General features: G+C 73.3%; 15 protein-coding genes and 1 pseudogene. All 16 read left to right on the top strand.

The annotated features are described in order from the left end of the window. Window positions 1-108: 108 nt before the first annotated feature. Window positions 109-792, top strand: coding sequence for an HAD-IA family hydrolase (locus tag ACWEV0_RS11910; RefSeq protein WP_453148827.1), 684 nt, complete (start codon window positions 109-111; stop codon window positions 790-792). A 341-nt stretch (window positions 793-1,133) separates the two neighbouring features. After that, complete coding sequence (locus ACWEV0_RS11905; protein WP_453148731.1) at window positions 1,134-1,937, top strand: hypothetical protein; 804 nt, start codon at window positions 1,134-1,136, stop codon at window positions 1,935-1,937. A 99-nt stretch (window positions 1,938-2,036) separates the two neighbouring features. Beyond that, window positions 2,037-3,173: a hypothetical protein gene (locus ACWEV0_RS11900; protein WP_453148729.1), complete on the top strand. Its 1,137-nt coding sequence runs from the start codon at window positions 2,037-2,039 to the stop codon at window positions 3,171-3,173. 29 nt (window positions 3,174-3,202) lie between these two features. After that, window positions 3,203-3,595, top strand: a complete 393-nt coding sequence (locus ACWEV0_RS11895; RefSeq protein ID WP_453148727.1) for a hypothetical protein — start codon at window positions 3,203-3,205, stop codon at window positions 3,593-3,595. 2 nt (window positions 3,596-3,597) lie between these two features. Beyond that, a complete protein-coding gene (locus ACWEV0_RS11890) occupies window positions 3,598-3,858 on the top strand; it encodes a hypothetical protein (RefSeq protein ID WP_453148725.1) in 261 nt (86 codons plus the stop codon). 3 nt (window positions 3,859-3,861) lie between these two features. Continuing rightward, the gene (locus ACWEV0_RS11885) at window positions 3,862-4,362 is read left to right on the top strand and encodes a hypothetical protein (protein ID WP_453148723.1); all 501 of its coding nucleotides are present in this window, start codon (window positions 3,862-3,864) and stop codon (window positions 4,360-4,362) included. 53 nt (window positions 4,363-4,415) lie between these two features. Next, on the top strand, window positions 4,416-4,766 hold the full coding sequence (locus tag ACWEV0_RS11880) for a hypothetical protein (protein ID WP_453148721.1): 351 nt from the start codon (window positions 4,416-4,418) through the stop codon (window positions 4,764-4,766). Continuing rightward, window positions 4,763-6,472, top strand: coding sequence for a hypothetical protein (locus ACWEV0_RS11875; protein ID WP_453148720.1), 1,710 nt, complete (start codon window positions 4,763-4,765; stop codon window positions 6,470-6,472). Before ACWEV0_RS11880 ends, ACWEV0_RS11875 begins: the two co-directional genes overlap by 4 nt. Further along, complete coding sequence (locus tag ACWEV0_RS11870) at window positions 6,472-6,816, top strand: hypothetical protein (RefSeq protein WP_453148718.1); 345 nt, start codon at window positions 6,472-6,474, stop codon at window positions 6,814-6,816. The genes ACWEV0_RS11875 and ACWEV0_RS11870 overlap by 1 nt, the downstream gene beginning before the upstream one ends. A gap of 13 nt (window positions 6,817-6,829) precedes the next feature. Beyond that, entirely contained in the window at window positions 6,830-7,228 is a 399-nt protein-coding gene (locus ACWEV0_RS11865; RefSeq protein WP_453148716.1) for a hypothetical protein, read from the top strand. 3 nt (window positions 7,229-7,231) lie between these two features. Continuing rightward, window positions 7,232-8,542: a baseplate J/gp47 family protein gene (locus ACWEV0_RS11860; protein ID WP_453148714.1), complete on the top strand. Its 1,311-nt coding sequence runs from the start codon at window positions 7,232-7,234 to the stop codon at window positions 8,540-8,542. Continuing rightward, complete coding sequence (locus ACWEV0_RS11855; RefSeq protein ID WP_453148712.1) at window positions 8,539-10,755, top strand: hypothetical protein; 2,217 nt, start codon at window positions 8,539-8,541, stop codon at window positions 10,753-10,755. Before ACWEV0_RS11860 ends, ACWEV0_RS11855 begins: the two co-directional genes overlap by 4 nt. Next, window positions 10,752-11,369 carry a hypothetical protein gene (locus ACWEV0_RS11850; RefSeq protein WP_453148710.1) on the top strand — a complete coding sequence of 206 codons (618 nt, stop codon included), beginning with the start codon at window positions 10,752-10,754 and terminating at the stop codon, window positions 11,367-11,369. Before ACWEV0_RS11855 ends, ACWEV0_RS11850 begins: the two co-directional genes overlap by 4 nt. An 11-nt stretch (window positions 11,370-11,380) precedes the next feature. Further along, window positions 11,381-12,382, top strand: coding sequence for a hypothetical protein (locus tag ACWEV0_RS11845; protein ID WP_453148708.1), 1,002 nt, complete (start codon window positions 11,381-11,383; stop codon window positions 12,380-12,382). A 14-nt stretch (window positions 12,383-12,396) separates the two neighbouring features. Further along, the gene (locus tag ACWEV0_RS11840) at window positions 12,397-16,014 is read left to right on the top strand and encodes a hypothetical protein (RefSeq protein WP_453148706.1); all 3,618 of its coding nucleotides are present in this window, start codon (window positions 12,397-12,399) and stop codon (window positions 16,012-16,014) included. Beyond that, window positions 16,011-16,372 (top strand): annotated as a pseudogene (locus tag ACWEV0_RS11835) (hypothetical protein); the annotation flags it as partial. The gene ACWEV0_RS11840 and the pseudogene ACWEV0_RS11835, both read left to right, overlap by 4 nt.

Below are 16,372 nucleotides of genomic sequence, written 5' to 3'. Positions count from 1 at the left end.
TTATACCCGTGGGGGGTATAACGCGGAGGTGCCTGACGGAGTTCCCCACCCGGACCGCCCCGTCCCGTCGGTTCCGCGTTCTACGATCGGAGGGTGATCAAAGGCGTCATGTTCGACTTCTCCGGCACGCTGCTCCGCGTCGAGTCCGTCGCCCACTGGCTGGACGCGGGCCTCGCCGCGGCCGGTGTGCGGCTCTCCGGCGACGACTTCGCCCACGCCGTGGAACGACTCACCTTCCACGGCGCCTTGCCGGGCGGCCCCTCGCCGCAGCACGTGCCCGGCAGACTGAGCAAGCTGTGGGCGGAGCGCGACCTCGACGCGGAACGGCACCGCGCCGCGTACACCGCGCTGATCCACGAGGCCGGGGTGACCGACCCCGGACTCGCCCGCGCGCTCTATGACCGGCACAAGACGCCGGAGGCGTGGCACGCCTATCCCGACACCGCGCGCACCCTCGCCGACCTGAGCCGGGCCGGCGTCGCCGTCGCCGTGGTCAGCAACATCGCCTGGGACCTGCGCCCGCTGTTCCGCGCCCACGGACTCGACGAGTGGGTCGACGTCTACGCACTGTCGTACGAGGTCGGTGCCCAGAAGCCGGACCCGGCGATCTTCCGCTTCGCCTGCGACGGGCTCGGACTCGCCCCGGCCGACACCCTGATGGTCGGCGACGACCGCACGGCCGACGGCGGCGCAAGTGCGCTCGGCGCCCGGGTCCACTTCGTCGATCACCTGCCCGTCGACCGCCGCCCGCACGGCCTGCGCTCCGTCTTCGGCCTCCTCGGCGGCGCCTGAGCCCCGCGGGACACGGCCACCGGACCGGCGTTGACGCCGACCTGGCCGGACGGGAGTCGAGGGTGTGTCAATCCGTCTACGGCATAGGTGAGTTAACGGAAGGAGCCGGGCGTGCGCGCCCGGCGCACAACCGTCGGGGGTGCGCGTGCGCTCACCCGAAGGGGCGGGGGAGCCTCCCGAAAACACCTCTCGGGGCGCAATCGCCCGATCGGTGACTCTTCTCCTCCGCACGGAGTAGAAGACCTTGTCCCGCGGCGTTCGGGCATGCGTCCCTATGTCCTGCCGCACGCCGAGCTGCACCTTTCGCTCCGCGGTCCGCCGCGGCGCGAAAGGACGCGTGCATGGGTGTCATTCAGGACCGGGCCCTGGCCCGGCTCACCGATCCGGCCTTACTCGGTGCGCTGCTCGAACCCCGGGCCCGGTTCCTCGTCGAGCGCACCCATGAGCTGGAGCACGAGCGGATCGACTCGGTGTCGGCCCTGCGGGTCCGCACGGCCGCGCCCCAGTGGCCGCTCTTCCCGCTCGACTCCCGCCGCGGCAACTGGAGCCAGTTCGTCCCCGGTATCACCCGCTCCGACTTCTGCTGGGAGGGGGAGACCACCGAGCCGGTGTGGATCGACGTCCTCGCCGAGCTGGAGGTCGATCTCGTCGTCGAGACCGACCCCGGCGGCCTGGACTCCCTCGTCGTCAAGGCCGTCGACACGTACGACACGCTGGACGAGTTCCGCGACCAGTTCCGCTTCCTGGACCTGGACGCGTTCATGCGCAGCCACGGCCTGGTCACGGTGGAGGACCTGCGCGACTCCGGCGAGTACCTGCGTACCGAGGTGAGGCTGCGCAGGCCGCCCGTCTTCGACCCGGCCGACCCGGCCAACCGCCGGACCGTCGCCGTGGACGCCGCCGTGGTCGTCGGAGCCCACGACGACGTCGCCGGGACGGTACGGGCGGCCCGCCTGGTCGCCTCCGCCGCGAGCGCGCGCCCCCTGGTGCCCGGGCCCTTCGGGGTGCGCGTCGCGCCGTACGCGCTCGTCGCCGCCTTCCCCGCCCCCGTACCGCCCCAGCCGCCCGCCGAACCCGGGCTCGGCCAGGCGCAGATCGAGAGCCTGCTGGAGGGCGCGGGCATCGCGGCGCTGTTCCTGGCCTGACGCGACCGCGGCCCCCACTCCCACCGCACATGCAGGCCCTGCGGGGCCGATCGGCGAACCCCCGAAGACCGTCCCCGTTTCCGGAAGGAAGCAGCCCCCATGCCCGACAGTCCCGTCCGCTACGTCCGCGTCAAGACCGAGGGCGCGCTCTTCGCCCCCGCGGTCCGCGCCTACGGCAACGTCGCCGTCGTCGGCGTCGCGAACCCGCCCGCCACCAGCCCGCCCGCGGACTTCCTCCCGCCCAACGTCCCCCGTCTGTTCACCGACGTCAACGAGGCCCGCAGGACCGCCGCCGGCCCCCTCGGCGAGGCCATCGCGACGGCCCTCGTGCAGGAGCCCGGCCCCAGCGAGGTCTGGGGCGTACGGCTCGCCCAGCCCGACGCCCACGGCGACGCGCTCGCCAAGGTGGGCGCCCTCAACGTGCAGCTGGTCGTGATCGCCGACACCGAGCTGGCGCTGAGCACCCCGGCGAGCGGCCCGGCGGTCCCCACCCCCGCGATCGTGAAGCTCGCCGAACACGTCTCCGCCCCCGTGGCCGACGGCATGGAGCGCATGGGCGTCGCGATGCTCGCCAAGGGCGCCTCCGACCCCGCCGTGGTGACCGGCACTCTGGTCACCGAGCGCATGGTCTACGTGGCGCACAAGAGCGACGAGGACGTCGCCGCCGCCGTCGCCGGCACCATCGCCGGGTACGAGCCCCATGTCTCCCTGCTCCTGAAGCAGGTGAAGGTCCGCTCGGACGCGTTCACGGCGCAGGAGCTGATCAGCCTCAACGGCTCGGAGAACGAGAGCACCGGCGGCCCGGCCGGCCGGGGTGTCAACTGGCTGGTGGACCCGCCACTCATCCCGGGCGGCGGGGTGTATCTCGGCGAGGGCTACACGGGAAACCCCGGAGGCAAGAAGTACATCGACATCGTCCGCGTCGTCGACGACATCACGTTCCGGCTCAAGGCCCAGCTCATCGGCACCATCGGCAACCTCCGGATCACCCGCTCCGGACTGCGCGGGCTCGTCGCCGAGATGGAGACCGTCCTCGAACCCCTGCGCAGGGCGGAGGTCGTCGACGGCTACGAGATCGTCGTCCCCATCCTCGCCCTGCTCGACAAGCCGCAGCCCACCACCGTCGAGGAGGAGCTGATCCGGAAGGCCCGGACCGAGCGCGCCGCCGAGGTCATGGTGCGGGTCACCTACGCGGGGGCGATCCACCGCATCAACATCACGCTCAAGTTCGTCTAGTCCGCGTCATCGAGTAAGGAGTCGCCCCCATGGCCGACTGGAACACCCGGCTGGAAGTGAAGCTCGGCGGCCGGACGATCTCGCCGATCACCAACTTCTCCCCGTCGTTCAACGTGCCGCACACGGTGATCCACAGCCTGGAGGCGGACGGCGTCGGCTATGTGCGCCAGCCCTTCACCTTCACCTTCACGCTCACCATCCCCGCCATCGCGTCAGCCGTCGCCGACCTCACCGAACTCGCGGTCAACGGAGGCGAGTTCGCCATCGCGGTCGCCGAGAAGAAGGGCGACGACTGGGCGTTCTCCTCGCTGAAGTTCAGCCGCTGCGTGGTGAACGCCGCCCAGCCCAGCAACGTCACCGTCGACGGCGTCCCGCAGGCCACCTTCACCTGCATGGCCCTCAACGTCGGCGTGGAGGACTGACCATGACCCCCGACGACCAGGCGGCGGCCGCCGGAGACCGGGTCGAGCGCACCGGGATCGCCCTCGTCCACGAGGGCGAGTACATCGTGCCCGCCCCCGGCAGCGAGGCCGTCGTCTCCCACCGGAGCGACGCCGGCCACGTCGTCCACTACCACTTCCCGGTGGAGGTGGAGGTGGTCGGCGAGCTGCAGGAGCACCACGTCCGGCGGATCGCCGCGTACGTCTTCGAGGAACTCGACCGCGAACTCGGCAGCCGGGGGTAGCCCGTGGCGGAGAAGGTCCTCGTCGGCACGATCCCCCTGCTGTACGTGCAGAGCATCACCATGACCGAGGGATACCGGGTCGAGCGGATCATGGGCAGCAGGTTCTCCCAGGCCACCCAGCCGTCCACGAAGACCCTCGTCATCGAGGCGCTGCTGCTCGGCCCGGACCGGTTCGCCACGAAGAAGGCCCTGGAGGTGCTCGCCCTCACCTCGCGGGCGCTGCTCTCCGCCGCGGGCCCGGCCCTCGCCGCCACCGGCATCCCGGTCGTGTGCGGGCTCACGCTCAGCCTCGACATGCAGATCACCGACCTGCGCTTCGCGCAGAGCGTGCAGAAACGGGAGGCGTTCGACCTGTCGATGACCCTCCAGTACGTGCCCCGCTCCAGCCTGGGCGTGCTGGTCGGGGAGGCCGCCGACCTGGCGCTCGCCGCGGGCAGCGCCGCCGTGCCCTCCGCACCCGCCCCGGGATCCGTGCCCCGCTCACCCGGTCCGCCGCTCGGCTGAGCCCCACCGCCCCGGCAAGCGCCGTCCCCCGCCCCGTCCCGAAAGGAGGCCCGATGCAGGCGAGTCTGCCCGTCGACGCCGACGAAGGCTTTCCGCAGTCCTTCCGGCTGCGCTTCGGCGAGCACGTCTACCGGATCGAGCTGTACGTCAACGCCGACGAGCAGACGGTGGCCGCGGGCGGCGTCCTCGACCTGCTCGGCGACGGCCCCTTCCTCGTGGTCGCCGTGGCCCGCGAGGAGCCCGGCGGACTGGTCCCGCTGCTGCGCCGCAAGGCCGTCCGTGCCCTGCCCTGCCCGGCCGGCGAGCTCCAACTCGTCTTCCGGGAGGCCCTGGTGGACGTACGCAACCTCAACGGCACCGGCGGCTACGGCTCGAAGGTCCTCGCGGGGGTGTCCGCCCGATGAGCTTCGCCATTCGCTACGGCGTCACCGTCGACGAGGCGCAGCCCGCCGACGGGCCCGCGGTCTCCGCCGGCGCGGCCACCGCCACGGCAGGCGCCCGCACGGGTCTCGCCGGTCTCGCCGGCCTCACCGCGCTGCCGCTGAACGTCTCCAACGACGTCTTCGGCGGCTCGCTCGTCCTCGACGCCGACATCACCGTCACCATGGTCGAGGGCGCCGTCGCGTCCACCTTCGACGTGACCCTGGTCAACCTGCCCGCCGAGACCGTCACCGCGCTCCGTGCCACCCTCGCCCGCCGTCCGCTCGCCGTCACCATCCGGCTCGGATACTTCGACGACCCAGGCGCCCGCAGCGCCGCCCCCGTCATGGTGGGCCGCCTCGGCAAACTCGCCTCCTGGGTCGCGGAGGACGGCCTCGGCCGGGTCCGGCTCACCGGCCAGGACGCCGGCGGCTACGACCTGCGGTCGACCCCTGCGGCCGTCCACCGCGCCCAGTCCACCACCGCCCTGGAGTTCGCCGACAAGGTCGTCACAGCCGCCGGTCTCAGCCTCGCCAAGGGCTCCGCCCTCGAGACGACGCTCACCGACCACACGGTGCGCAACCCCACCGCGCTGGACGCCCTGCGCGAGCTCGCCGGCACCGCCCGCGCCCCCGTCGTCATCCGCGACCGGCTCGTGTTCATCGGCCCCGCCGTCGGCACCGAAGACCCCGCCCCGGTCGTCTTCGACCCCGAGGTCAACCTCGTCTCGTGCGGTGACGCGCAGGGCGAGGAGACCCTCGTCGTGGCGCCCGGCGAGGAGGCCCCGCCGGTCCGCAGCTCCATGAACGTGGTCGTCCTCGGCCACCCCGGCCTGAGGGTCGGCCAGGTCGTCACCTTCGACCACATCGACGACACGCCCGCCGGACCGCTGCGCGTCAACCGGCTCGTGCACCGCTTCGGCGTGCGCACCGGCTACGTGTGCGAGGTCCAGCTCGTCGCGGCGCGCGCCGGGGAGTTCGTCGAGGCCGTCGACGGGGTCCGCGCCGTCACCGACCGCCTGGACGCCGGCGCCGAGCGCGCCCTGCTCGCCCGCCCCGCCGTCGACGTCGGCGAGGTCAGCTCCTACCGGGCCGCCGGACACCAGGTGTCCCTCAACTACGGGCAGTCCCCGCCGCCCTCCATGAGCACGCCCAGCGTCAGCGGCCCGGTCGGCGACGACGTGCTGCTCGACAAACCCGTCGCCGCGCCCTTCGCGTTCGGCCCGTGCGGCCTCATGACCCCCGTCTACCCCGGCATGCGCGCCCTGCTCGCCCACAACCGCAACCTCGTCAACGACGCCGCCGTCGTCGGCTACCTCTGGCCGCGCACCCCCGGCGCCCGGGCGCCCGCGCCCGAACCCGGCGACTACTGGCTCGCCCTGCCCACCGGCACCGGCTCCGACGGGCAGCCCACCGGCCCCGGCGTCAACGACCTCACCGACGCCAGCGGCGGCCGGGTCATCCAGGCCCGCGGTCTGCACGTCCTCGTCGGCACGCCGAAGCTCCCGCAGGTCGGCACCCGCCCCACCCCGCCCGACGACGACTCGATCACCATCGAGCACCACACCGGCACCACCATCGAGATCGACCCCGCCGGTGCCGTCACCGTCCGCACGAAGGGAAGCGGGATCACGCTGACCAACGGGGCCGTGAGCCTGTCCCTCGACGGCGCCTCGGTGCAGGTGAAGTGATGCCCGAGGTCCTCACCACCGCCTCCGTCCTGAAGTGCGCCCACGGCGGCACCGTCCTCGCCACCGCCTCGCAGAGCGCGCTGACCGTCGGCGGCGCACCCGCCCTGCTCGTCACCGACCTGCTCGCCGCGACCGTCCCCGACTGCCCCAACGTCGACGCCACCAAGGGACAGGCGCCCTGCGCGCGGATCACCGCGGTCAGCGCCGGAGCCAGCCGGCTGCTCGCGGTCGGCGGCACGCCCGTCGCCCTCGCCACCGCGCAGGGCACCACCCAGGCCACCCCCGTCCTCCCCGTCGCCTGGCAGGTCGCGGACGCGGGCCAGACCCTGCTCCGTACGGACTGAGGAACCGACCACCATGGCAACCGACGAAACCCCGGAACCCCTCGGCCACAGCCTGCTCCTCGACGACGGCGACCTCGTCGTCCGGGGCACCGGCCTCGCCGAGGTGCGCGGCCTCGGCAACCTCGTCCAGGCCCTGACCCTGCGCCTGCTCACCCCGTACGGCACCGACCGCTGCAACCACCGGTACGGCCTCAGCGCGGGCGAGGCCTTCACCCACCCCGGCGGCAGCCGGGTCCTCAAGGACCTGCTGCGCCTGGAGATCGTCCGCACCCTGGCCGCCGACCCGCGGGTACGGGAGGTCCTCGACGTCACCTTCACCGAGGACCCCGTCGTCCGGCTCCTGACCGCCCGGGTCCTCGTCGAGGCCGTCGACGGCCGGACCACCGCCCTGACCGCCGAAGTGGAGGTGTGAACCATGACGTACGGCGTGACCCGCGACGGCTTCGTCCTCAAGGGCCTCGACGTGATCCTCGCCGAGAGCAAGGCCCGCACCAGGGCCGCCCTCGGCGCCGATGTCGACCTGTCGTCCACCAGCCCCCTCGGCAAGATCCTGGAAGTGGTCGCGCAGGAGGACGCCGAACTGTGGAAGCGGATGGAGGCCCTGTACTACGGGCAGTTCACCGCCACCGCGTCCGGCGCCGCACTCGACCTGCTCGGCGACGACGCGGGACTCACCCGCCACCCCGGCCGCCGCGCCGGAACCGTCGCGCTCACGCTGACCGGCGGCGTCCCCGGCCGCACCTACGTGCTGCCCGAGGCGACCGTCCTGCTCGGCGACGGAGACCCGGCCCGGGCCTTCGCCACCACCGCGCCCGTCGAACTGACCGCCGCCGCCCCCGCCCGTACCGTACGCGTCCTCGCCGTCGACCCCGGGGACGCGCCCGTCGCCGCCGGAACCGTCGACGACGTGCACCCCGAACACCGCGCCCAGTACCTCGCCGACTGGCCGCCCGCCGCCCTCGTCGTCACCAACCCGGCGCCCTTCGACGAGCTGATCCCCGAGGACGACGACGCCTACCGGGCCCGGATCATCGCCCTCCCGCGCGCCCTGTGGACCGTGGAGAGCGTCCGGCAGGCCGCGCTCGGCGTGTCCGACGTCATCGACGCCCGCGTCTCCGACCCGCTCGGCGGCATCGACGTCTCCCAGGCATACTTCGGCGGCTTCGACTTCGGCGGCCGCACCTTCAGCGACGAACGCCGGGTCGGCGAACCCTACTTCGCCGAGGTCGCCGTCGCCCACCGGGGCCTGCGGCCCTGGCGCACCCTCCCCGCCCCCGGCTCCGTGACCGGCGTGTACGAGCTCGTCGAGCAGGCCGTGGACCGGGTCAGGCCCATCGGAGTCCACCTGAACATCGTCGAGGCCGACCACATCGACGTCGCCGTCCGCGCCGAGATCGTCCTCGCCGCCGGCTTCGACGGCCCCACTGCCGTCACCCGCATCCGAGAGCGCCTCGCCGCCGACATCGGCCGGCTCCGCCTCGGCGACGACGTCCTCTACGCCCGGGTGATGTGCGCCGTCGCCGAACAGCCCGGCGTCGACGACGTCCGCAGGCTTCATCTGCGGCGCTGCCCGCCCTCCTTCGGCCGGTTCGGCTTCGGCTCCGTGCCCTATCAGCTCGGCACCGTCGAGGCCGCCATCGGCGAGTCCCTCGCCATGGGCCCCACCGAGATGGCCGTCTTCGCCACCGACCCCGCCCTCAGCAGCATCGAGGTGGTGGGCGCGTGACCACCACCACCGGCCCGACCACCGCCACCGACCCGGCCGCCGCGCCCGACCGGCCCCGCCTCGCCGTCGCCGACATGGCCGCCCGGCTCACCGCGCCCTTCGCCCGCGGCGCCGACCAGCTGCGGCTCGTGGTGCGGGGCACGGTCATCGACCCGTACGACTTCACCCTGCACACCGCCCGGTTCGGCGTCGTCCCGCAGCCGCTCTACGTCCTCCAGGCCCGCCAGGACATCCCCGCCGCGACCACCGTCACCTTCGGCGTCCGAGGCGGCGCGACGCTCACCGTGCCGCTGCCCGACGGGCTCACCGCCGGCACCTCCGTCCCGCTGCCCGACGGCACCGGCATCCTCACCGGCATCCAGTCCGGGCTCACCGGCGGCCAGGAGGAGTGGTGGCAGCTCACCGCCCTCCTCGGCACCATGAGCCGGCTGCTGTGGGCCGTCGGCTGGGAACGCGACCACCTGCGCCGACAGCTCGCCCGGACCGTCGCCCAGCGCCACCCCGCCCAGGCCTACGGCGCCCAACTCGACCGCAACGGCTCCGGCCTCGGCGTCGTCCGCGCCCCCGGCGAGACCGACGACGCCTACCGCCGGCGCCTCACCGTCGCCCGCCGCTGGACCCTGCCCACCCCCGCCGGACTCGCCGCCGCCCTCAACGACGCCGTCGGCCCGATCGACGGCATCGCCGACCCGCTCGTCCTCGACGACACCGACGCCGAACTGCGCCGTGGCCTGCTGCCGCTGCGGGTCGTCCCCTCCGCCCTGCTCCCCGGCCAGAGCATCGACATGCTCGGCACCATCGGCACCGACCTGCGCCGGCCCCGCGCCGAGGAACCCTTCCACCCCGACTTCCTCGTCACCCTGTCACCCTTCGCCATCGAGCCCGATCCGCTCCCCGGCGTACCCGATCCCATGCGCGCCCAGCCCGTCGTCGCCGCGGCCATCGGCCAGCTCAACCTCTTCACCTCCAGGTCCCGCGTGCACGCGGGATACGACCCGACGGCCGCCGACGCCCGCGCCACCGGCCGCGCCGTGCTGATCAGCCACGCCACCCTCCCCTCCGAGCGGCTCGCAGCCCTCGCCCACTGGGCCGGATTCGACTTCGTCACGCATCGCGGCGACGGACTCGTCTACGCCGAGTGCGCCCCCGGCGAACTCCTCGGCATGGACACCGCCGGCGGCACCGTCCCGGTCGACGGCAGCATCACGCTCGCCGCCCGGCCCGTCCTGCTGCCCCCCGGCTCCCTCGTCCGCTGGTACGTGGTGCAGTGCGGCGCGGGCCGCGGCGTGCTCGCCCCGCCGGCCGAGGGCGCGTCCGTCACGTTCACCGGCAAGGCCGCGGGGCGCGTGATCGTCACCGCCGAACTCCGCCTCGACTCCCTCACCCTCTCCGCCACCCGCGAACTGACCGTCCACCCCGTGACCGTCGCCGACGGCACCGCGATCGGCGCCGACGGCACCCTCGACCCCGACCCGCCCGCGCCCATGCCGCCCGGCCAGGGCCTCCACCCCGCCTTCCTCGTGCGCCACGACGACCCGGCCCACGCCGAGTACGGAACGGACGCGGAGAACCACCGGATGCGCCGCGAGCTCGCCGAACACCTCGACGCCCTGATCGCCCTGCTGCCCGCCTCGGCGACCGGCAGGCTCGCGGTACGAAGGGACCTGAGCGCGACCGCGAGCCAACTCGCCAAGGAGGCACGGGAACTGCGCCTCAGCCACCCGGACCTGCCCCCGGGAACGCTCGGCGCGCTCGCCCACCGGGCCGGCTTCTCTTACGTCCGCGTCGCGGGCGGCGTCGTGACGGTCGCCCAGGAGGACCAGGACCCCGTCCGGGTCAGCGCACCCGGGCTCTACATCGACTGCCTGGAGACCGGCACCACCGTGCCCCTCACCGTGACCCCCGCGACCGCCGAGGCCGGCGCCGCCGGCGTGCTCGCCTGGTCCACCGGCGACGGCGCCGCCGCCCTCGTGACCACCGCGCCGGGCGAGATGTCCGTACGCGGCCTGCGCCCCGGCCCCGCCTGGGTACAGGCCGCCTACCGCGTCGGCGACAAGCCCGGTCCGTACCAGATGACCGTACGGCTCCGCCCCGAACTCACCGGCCACACGCTGCCGCCCGCCACCCGGAACCTGATCCTCAACCTCCTCGACGACCTGCGCCCGCTGGGCGTGGAGATCGTCACCCGTCCCCTGACCGGAGGGAATCCGTGACCGACATCAGCTTCAGCCCCACCTTCAAACACGTGGCGTGGGTGGACAACAGAGACCGGGTGGCGGCCGGTGGACAGAACGGCTTCAACGTCCGCTTCGACGCGATCCAGAGGGACCTGGAGAAGCTGTCGGGGGTGGTGACGGCGATCGACGCGGGGCTGAAGGCGGTGGCGCAGCGGCCGGTGGTGCAGCGGAAGCTGACCCTGGCGCCGACGTTCGCGCCCGTGCAGCTCAGGGCGGAGTGGGTGCTCGACGCGACCGGGGTGGCGACCCGGGCGAGCTCAACCGACATCACACTCTCCGGGCTTCTCACCGTCACACCTCCCGACGGCGTCCAGCTGCTCACCCTCGGGGCCACCGGCCGGAACGCCGGCGACGGCACTCTGAAGGTGACGCTCTTCCGCAACTCGCTCAGCGTCCTCGGCCCGCCCGAGCAGATCGCCGAGGTCACGTGCTCCGGCGGAGCCTTCGGTGAGGCCCAGCCGGTCACGTCCGGCAAGGGCCTGGTCGACATGTCCCACTTCAGCTACTTCGTGAACGCGAGCCTCGACGGCGCCACCGCCGGGGGCACCGTCTACATCACCAGCGTGCAGCTCTCCTACAACGCCGCCTGAACGGAACTCCCGTGACCGAGAACCAGCTCTTCATCCCCATCGACGACGCGGCCGACACCGACGGCACGCGACCGTGGCCCCCCAACGCCACCACACCGGCGTACGCCAACGCCAACATCCGGATCAGCAGTTCGTTCGGCACAGACACGAAGGCATACGCGGGCAGGGACAACAACGTCATCGTCCGCGTGAAGAACAGGGGACCCGAGACGAGGAAGAACGTCTCCGTGCAGGCATGGCTGTTCGATCCGGGCATCGGCATGAGCAGCCCGGGGGACGCGGTCAAACGGTTCGGAAACGCCGGAAACCCTCAGGACATCAAGAAGGACGAGTTGGTCACGTTCTTCATGACGCCGGTCTGGCACCCGGACCCCACCGAACTCGGCGGAGAGCCCCAGAAACACTTCTGCCTCATGGCCAACACCTTCCAGCAGGGCGGCGGTGAGGGCCAGGAAGTGCCGGTCACGTCGACGGAACCCCTGCACCCCGACAAGGATCCGCATCACGGCCAGTGCAACATCATGCTGGTGCCCGCCCCGCAAGGCGGAGGCGGAGGCACATCCAAGAACATCCCCACGACGACCTATCCGCCCCCGGAATTCGCCGCCGCCACCCTCGGTGCGTCAACGCGGTACCTCGTCCGCGCCGACCACGTCACGACGAAGCCCGACGCCGGTCAGCTCGACGTGCTCAGGACCCACTCGGGCATCGTGCCGAACGGCGACGGGACGTCCGTGGGCGGCCTGAGCCTGATGACCTCCCGGGGGCCGGTTCCCATCACGCTCAGCAGCGTGGCGCCCGGCTTCGACCTGCGGTCCGAGCTCATCCCCGGACTCGACACTCCCTTCACCTTCGCCGAGGGCCGGCCCAACAAGATCCCCACCGACATCGTCGTCCGACTCCCCGAAGGCGCCCCCATCGGCAGCCTGCACGTCTTCGACCTCGGCCTCTGGACCGACCGGGGCGACATGGTCGGTTCCGGGCTGCGCATCATGACGCTGGTCACCGAGTAGCCGAGGCCGTCCCGTTGGAGATCCACGTCCACGTGCCGGTGAGGATCACCCTCACCGGCGAGCCCGGCCCCGACGAACTCGCCGCGCTCACCCGGCGCCTGACCACCCTCGTCGCCCGGCGCCTCGCGCAGGCCGAGCGGGAGATCGGGCGCCAGTGCGGCGCGTCGCCGTGGGCCGCGGCGGACGGCCTCGGGGTGCGGGAGGCGCACGACCCGGGGCGGGACGTGGACGACGGCTACGCGCTGCCCTCGTACGGCGACGCCGGCCGCCCCGCCAGAATCCAGGTGCACGGCCGGGAGCCCTGGACCGTGGTAGCCGCCGTGCGGGCGCGGATCGAGGTCGACCGGTTCCTCGGCTACGTGGCGGAGGTGATGCGACAGCCGTTCGCCCAGGCCGTGCTGTACCGCTCGCTGACCGGCACCGTGCGCCCGGTCGACGTCTGGCTGGTGCGCGTCAACAGGGCGACGTACGCGGCCGACGTGTTGGGGCAGGAGCTGCTGACCAGGAGCTCCGGGAAGCAGAAGGAGAAGGGGCAGAAGGAGAAGGAGGAAGGAGGGAGGACCGATCCGGCCTGGGCGCACTCCGCCTCCGAGGCCGCGCTGCGGCGGCTCACCGAGGCCGACGAGAGCGGGACCGTCGCCGCCCGAATCCCGCACGTGCCCATGGGACACGTCGTCTTCGCCTCCATGCGGCTGCCGCGCGCCGACCTCACCGACGTCGCTGTCCTCGGCCCCGGCCTCTCGGTCACCATGACCGTGCGCGAGGCCGGGTTCTGCGTGGACGAGGCCGTCTTCGAGCGGGCCACCGGCATTCCATGGAGCCGGTACGCCGAGGAGTTCGCGAGCGAGACCGTCACCGTCTGGACCCGGCCCGCCGTGCTGCGCGCCGCCTCGAACCCGGTCCGCACCCCGGCCGGAATCGATCGCGAACTCCTCCTGGCACTGTTCGACCGGAACACGGGCGACGGGCACCCGCGCCACCAGCCGGCCTCCCGCCTCTTCGTCGCCGAGTCCGCCGAGGGCGACGCCATGCCCGGTGTGCCCGACTCCGTCCGGCAGGAGACCAAGTGGCCGGACGTGGCGGGCGAGCGTGTCCTCTACTGCCGGGCCGGTCTCGACCTCACCGCGGAGACCCTCGGCGCCGCGGTCCTCCGGCCGGAGGCCCGGAAGCTGGCCGGCGAGCTCGTCGCGCTGATCGGGGACGAGCGCTTCGGCGCCGCCCTCGACCGGGTGCTCACCAAGACCACCTCGCACGCGCGCGGACGGTTCGGCAGCCTCTTCGAACACGTACTGGGCAGCATCGAACGGCACGGGAAACTGCACGAGTTCTTCGACGCCGCCGACGCCACCCGGCGGTTCGCCCTGCGGCTGCGCCTGCTCCAGCAGTCCGAGGCCACCCCGTACGCGCACCACGAGCGGGTACGCGCGCTGCGCGCCTCCCTCGCCAGGGAACGGGCCGTCACCACCGCCCACGCCTACACGGTCGGCGGCACCATGCAGGGCGCCGTGCAGCTCAACCGGCACCCGGACGAGACCGTGTTCGCCGGCCGGCTCTTCGGGGACACGCAGTCCGTCTATGGCAAGACCGTCACCGTCGTGCGGCCGAAGCAGGGCAGGGCCGAGGCGCTGCGCGACGCGCTCCTCGCGCAGCGGCGGTCCATGGTCGAGGACATCCTCAGCGGGCGCGATGAACGCCTCTACACGGAGGAGGAGTTCACGGCCGTGGCCATGGAGCGGGCCGCGCGGGCGGCCCGGATCACCGAGGACGACTTCGAGCGCGTCGAGGTCGAGTACGGCATCCGGCTCCTGGAGGTGTACGACGCCCAGGAGAACGGACTGCCCTCCTACGAGGTGGGGTTCGAGATCGTGTCGCGTGTCGCGGGCCGTGGGGAGGCGTGGGGGATCGCGGCGGGTCCCCTGCGCGAACCGGTCGGCGCGTTCGAGGCACGGCTCGTGCAGTGGCGGCTCGGCCGCGAAGGGGAGGACTATCGCACCCTCGGCTTCGCCGTGCTCGCGATCGGCGGGCTCGCCGTCGCCTGGGAGGCCGGCGTCGTCGCCTCCCTCGTCCGACTGGGCGGCGGGATCAAGGCGGTAAGGTTCAACATCGCCCTCTCGGAGGGCGCCTACCTGCTCAAGCTCCTGCTCCACGAGGAGGAGGCGAGCGTCGGTGGCTTCCTCATGGCCGCCGTCGACGGCTACCTCGGCGCCGTCACCGGCTACCGGATCGGCGCCGGGCTCGGTGGCTGGGCCGGCAGCCGTATCGGCACCGCCACCCTGCGGGCCAGGATCGCCTCCTGGCTCGCGACCAGGCTCGTCACCGGAGCGGTGGGCGGCGCGGCCTGGGGGGCCTTGCAGATTTTCGCCCACGACGTCGTCGCCGGACGCTGGTCGGACATCGACGTGTACGTGGCCAAGATGGAGTTCGACGCGGTCGTCGGCGTCGTCGCCGCCTTCACCGTCGAGCCGTTCCTGCACGGACTCCTGACCCGGGCCCGTCCGACCCTGGTCAAGGCCGCCCTGCTGACCCGCCTCCTGAGCACCGAGGGCGTCACGGCGGAACGATGGGCCGAAGCCATGGCCCTGACCCAACAACGGATGGAGCAGGCCATGGGCCAGGGCCTGTCGGCGGCGGAGGCACGGGCCTGGACGCGGGCGCTCGTCAAGCGCGTCGACGAGGCGGCGGAGGGGCTCACCCACGCCCGCCCCACGGGCACCGAGTCGCGCGTTCCCGCGCGGGTCGAGCCCTTGTATGAGAGCCCCGCGTCCGTGCCGCCGCCCGAGACTCCCGAACCCGTGCCCGCGTCCGCCGCCAAGACCGCGGGACCCGGCCCCGCTCCCCGGTGGCAGAGCTGGGCGCAGCTGAAGAAGGCATCCCTCACCGACCGGGAGGCGGCCCTGGACCGGTGGTGGTACGAGAAGGCAGGCCCCGAGGAGCTGCTGGCCCGCGAGGCCCATGACCCGGTCGCCAAGGGGTTCCTGAACGAGGCGTGGGGCGGCACCCGGCGCCCCTACAGGCCCGAGCGCCCCAGCGACCCCGCCGTCCAGGACCAGCTGCGCGAGGACCTGCGCGCGGCGCGTGACGCGGTCGAGGCCGAGCGCCGCCGCCTGGAGGCGGCCGGGCTGCGCAAACCGTCATCCGTCGAGCCGGCCGGATACGAGGAGCTCAAGACCCTGGCCGGAGTGCAGTGGGTGGAGCCGACCGCGAAGGCCGCCGCCGGGTACCGGGGCACGGTCGCCGTCGCCCGCTCGGACATCCCCGCGCTCGCCGGGGAGCGGTTCTCCGGCGGCTCGCCGCTCGCCCTCGGCTCGTACGACCCCGCCCATGACATCCGGCCGCCGGACAGAGTCGTCGTGCGGCAGGCCCACGGCCATGCCGAGCAGGACATCGGCCAGCAGCTCGACGCCCGCCTGAACGCCCTCACCGAGGCCGAACGGGAGGCGGCGCGCGGCCACACCGTGTACATCCGCGTCGACGAGGAGGTCTGCAGAATCTGCGCCGCCGGCCTCGGCGGCGGGTCACGCGGCGGGGTGCTCGCCCGGCTCAGCGCCCGCCATCCCGACATCGTCTTCGAGGTCACCGCCGACGACCTCAGCACGGTCTACCGGATCATCGCCGGAAGGAGGGTGCAGTGAACACCGGCCGCCCCGAGCGCCACTTCCACCTGCCCGAGTCCGTCGCCCGACCCGAGGGGCTGGCGACGGACACCGCCCGGCTCCTGGAGGCGGCTGTCCGGCAGGCCCTCGCGGACGCGGTACGGGCGGCCGGCGGACACCTCTCGGAAACGCCCGCACCCGAGGCTCACGGCGGGGCCCGCGCCGAAGGCGAGGAGACGTCCGGGGACGGCTATCAGGTGCCCAGTTACGACCGCGGGGGCCGCCCCGTCACCGTGCGGTTCCGCGGCGCTTCCCGGTGGGGCGCGGCCGGACCCGCGGGCGGCCTCGGCACCGGATCGGGCGCCGGCGCCGGCGGGCGCGACTCGGGTGACCGTAC

Source organism: Streptomyces sp. NPDC003943 (assembly GCF_053605265.1).
The sequence above is the reverse complement of the archived record's forward strand: the minus strand, read 5'-3'. Positions and strand labels throughout refer to the sequence as shown.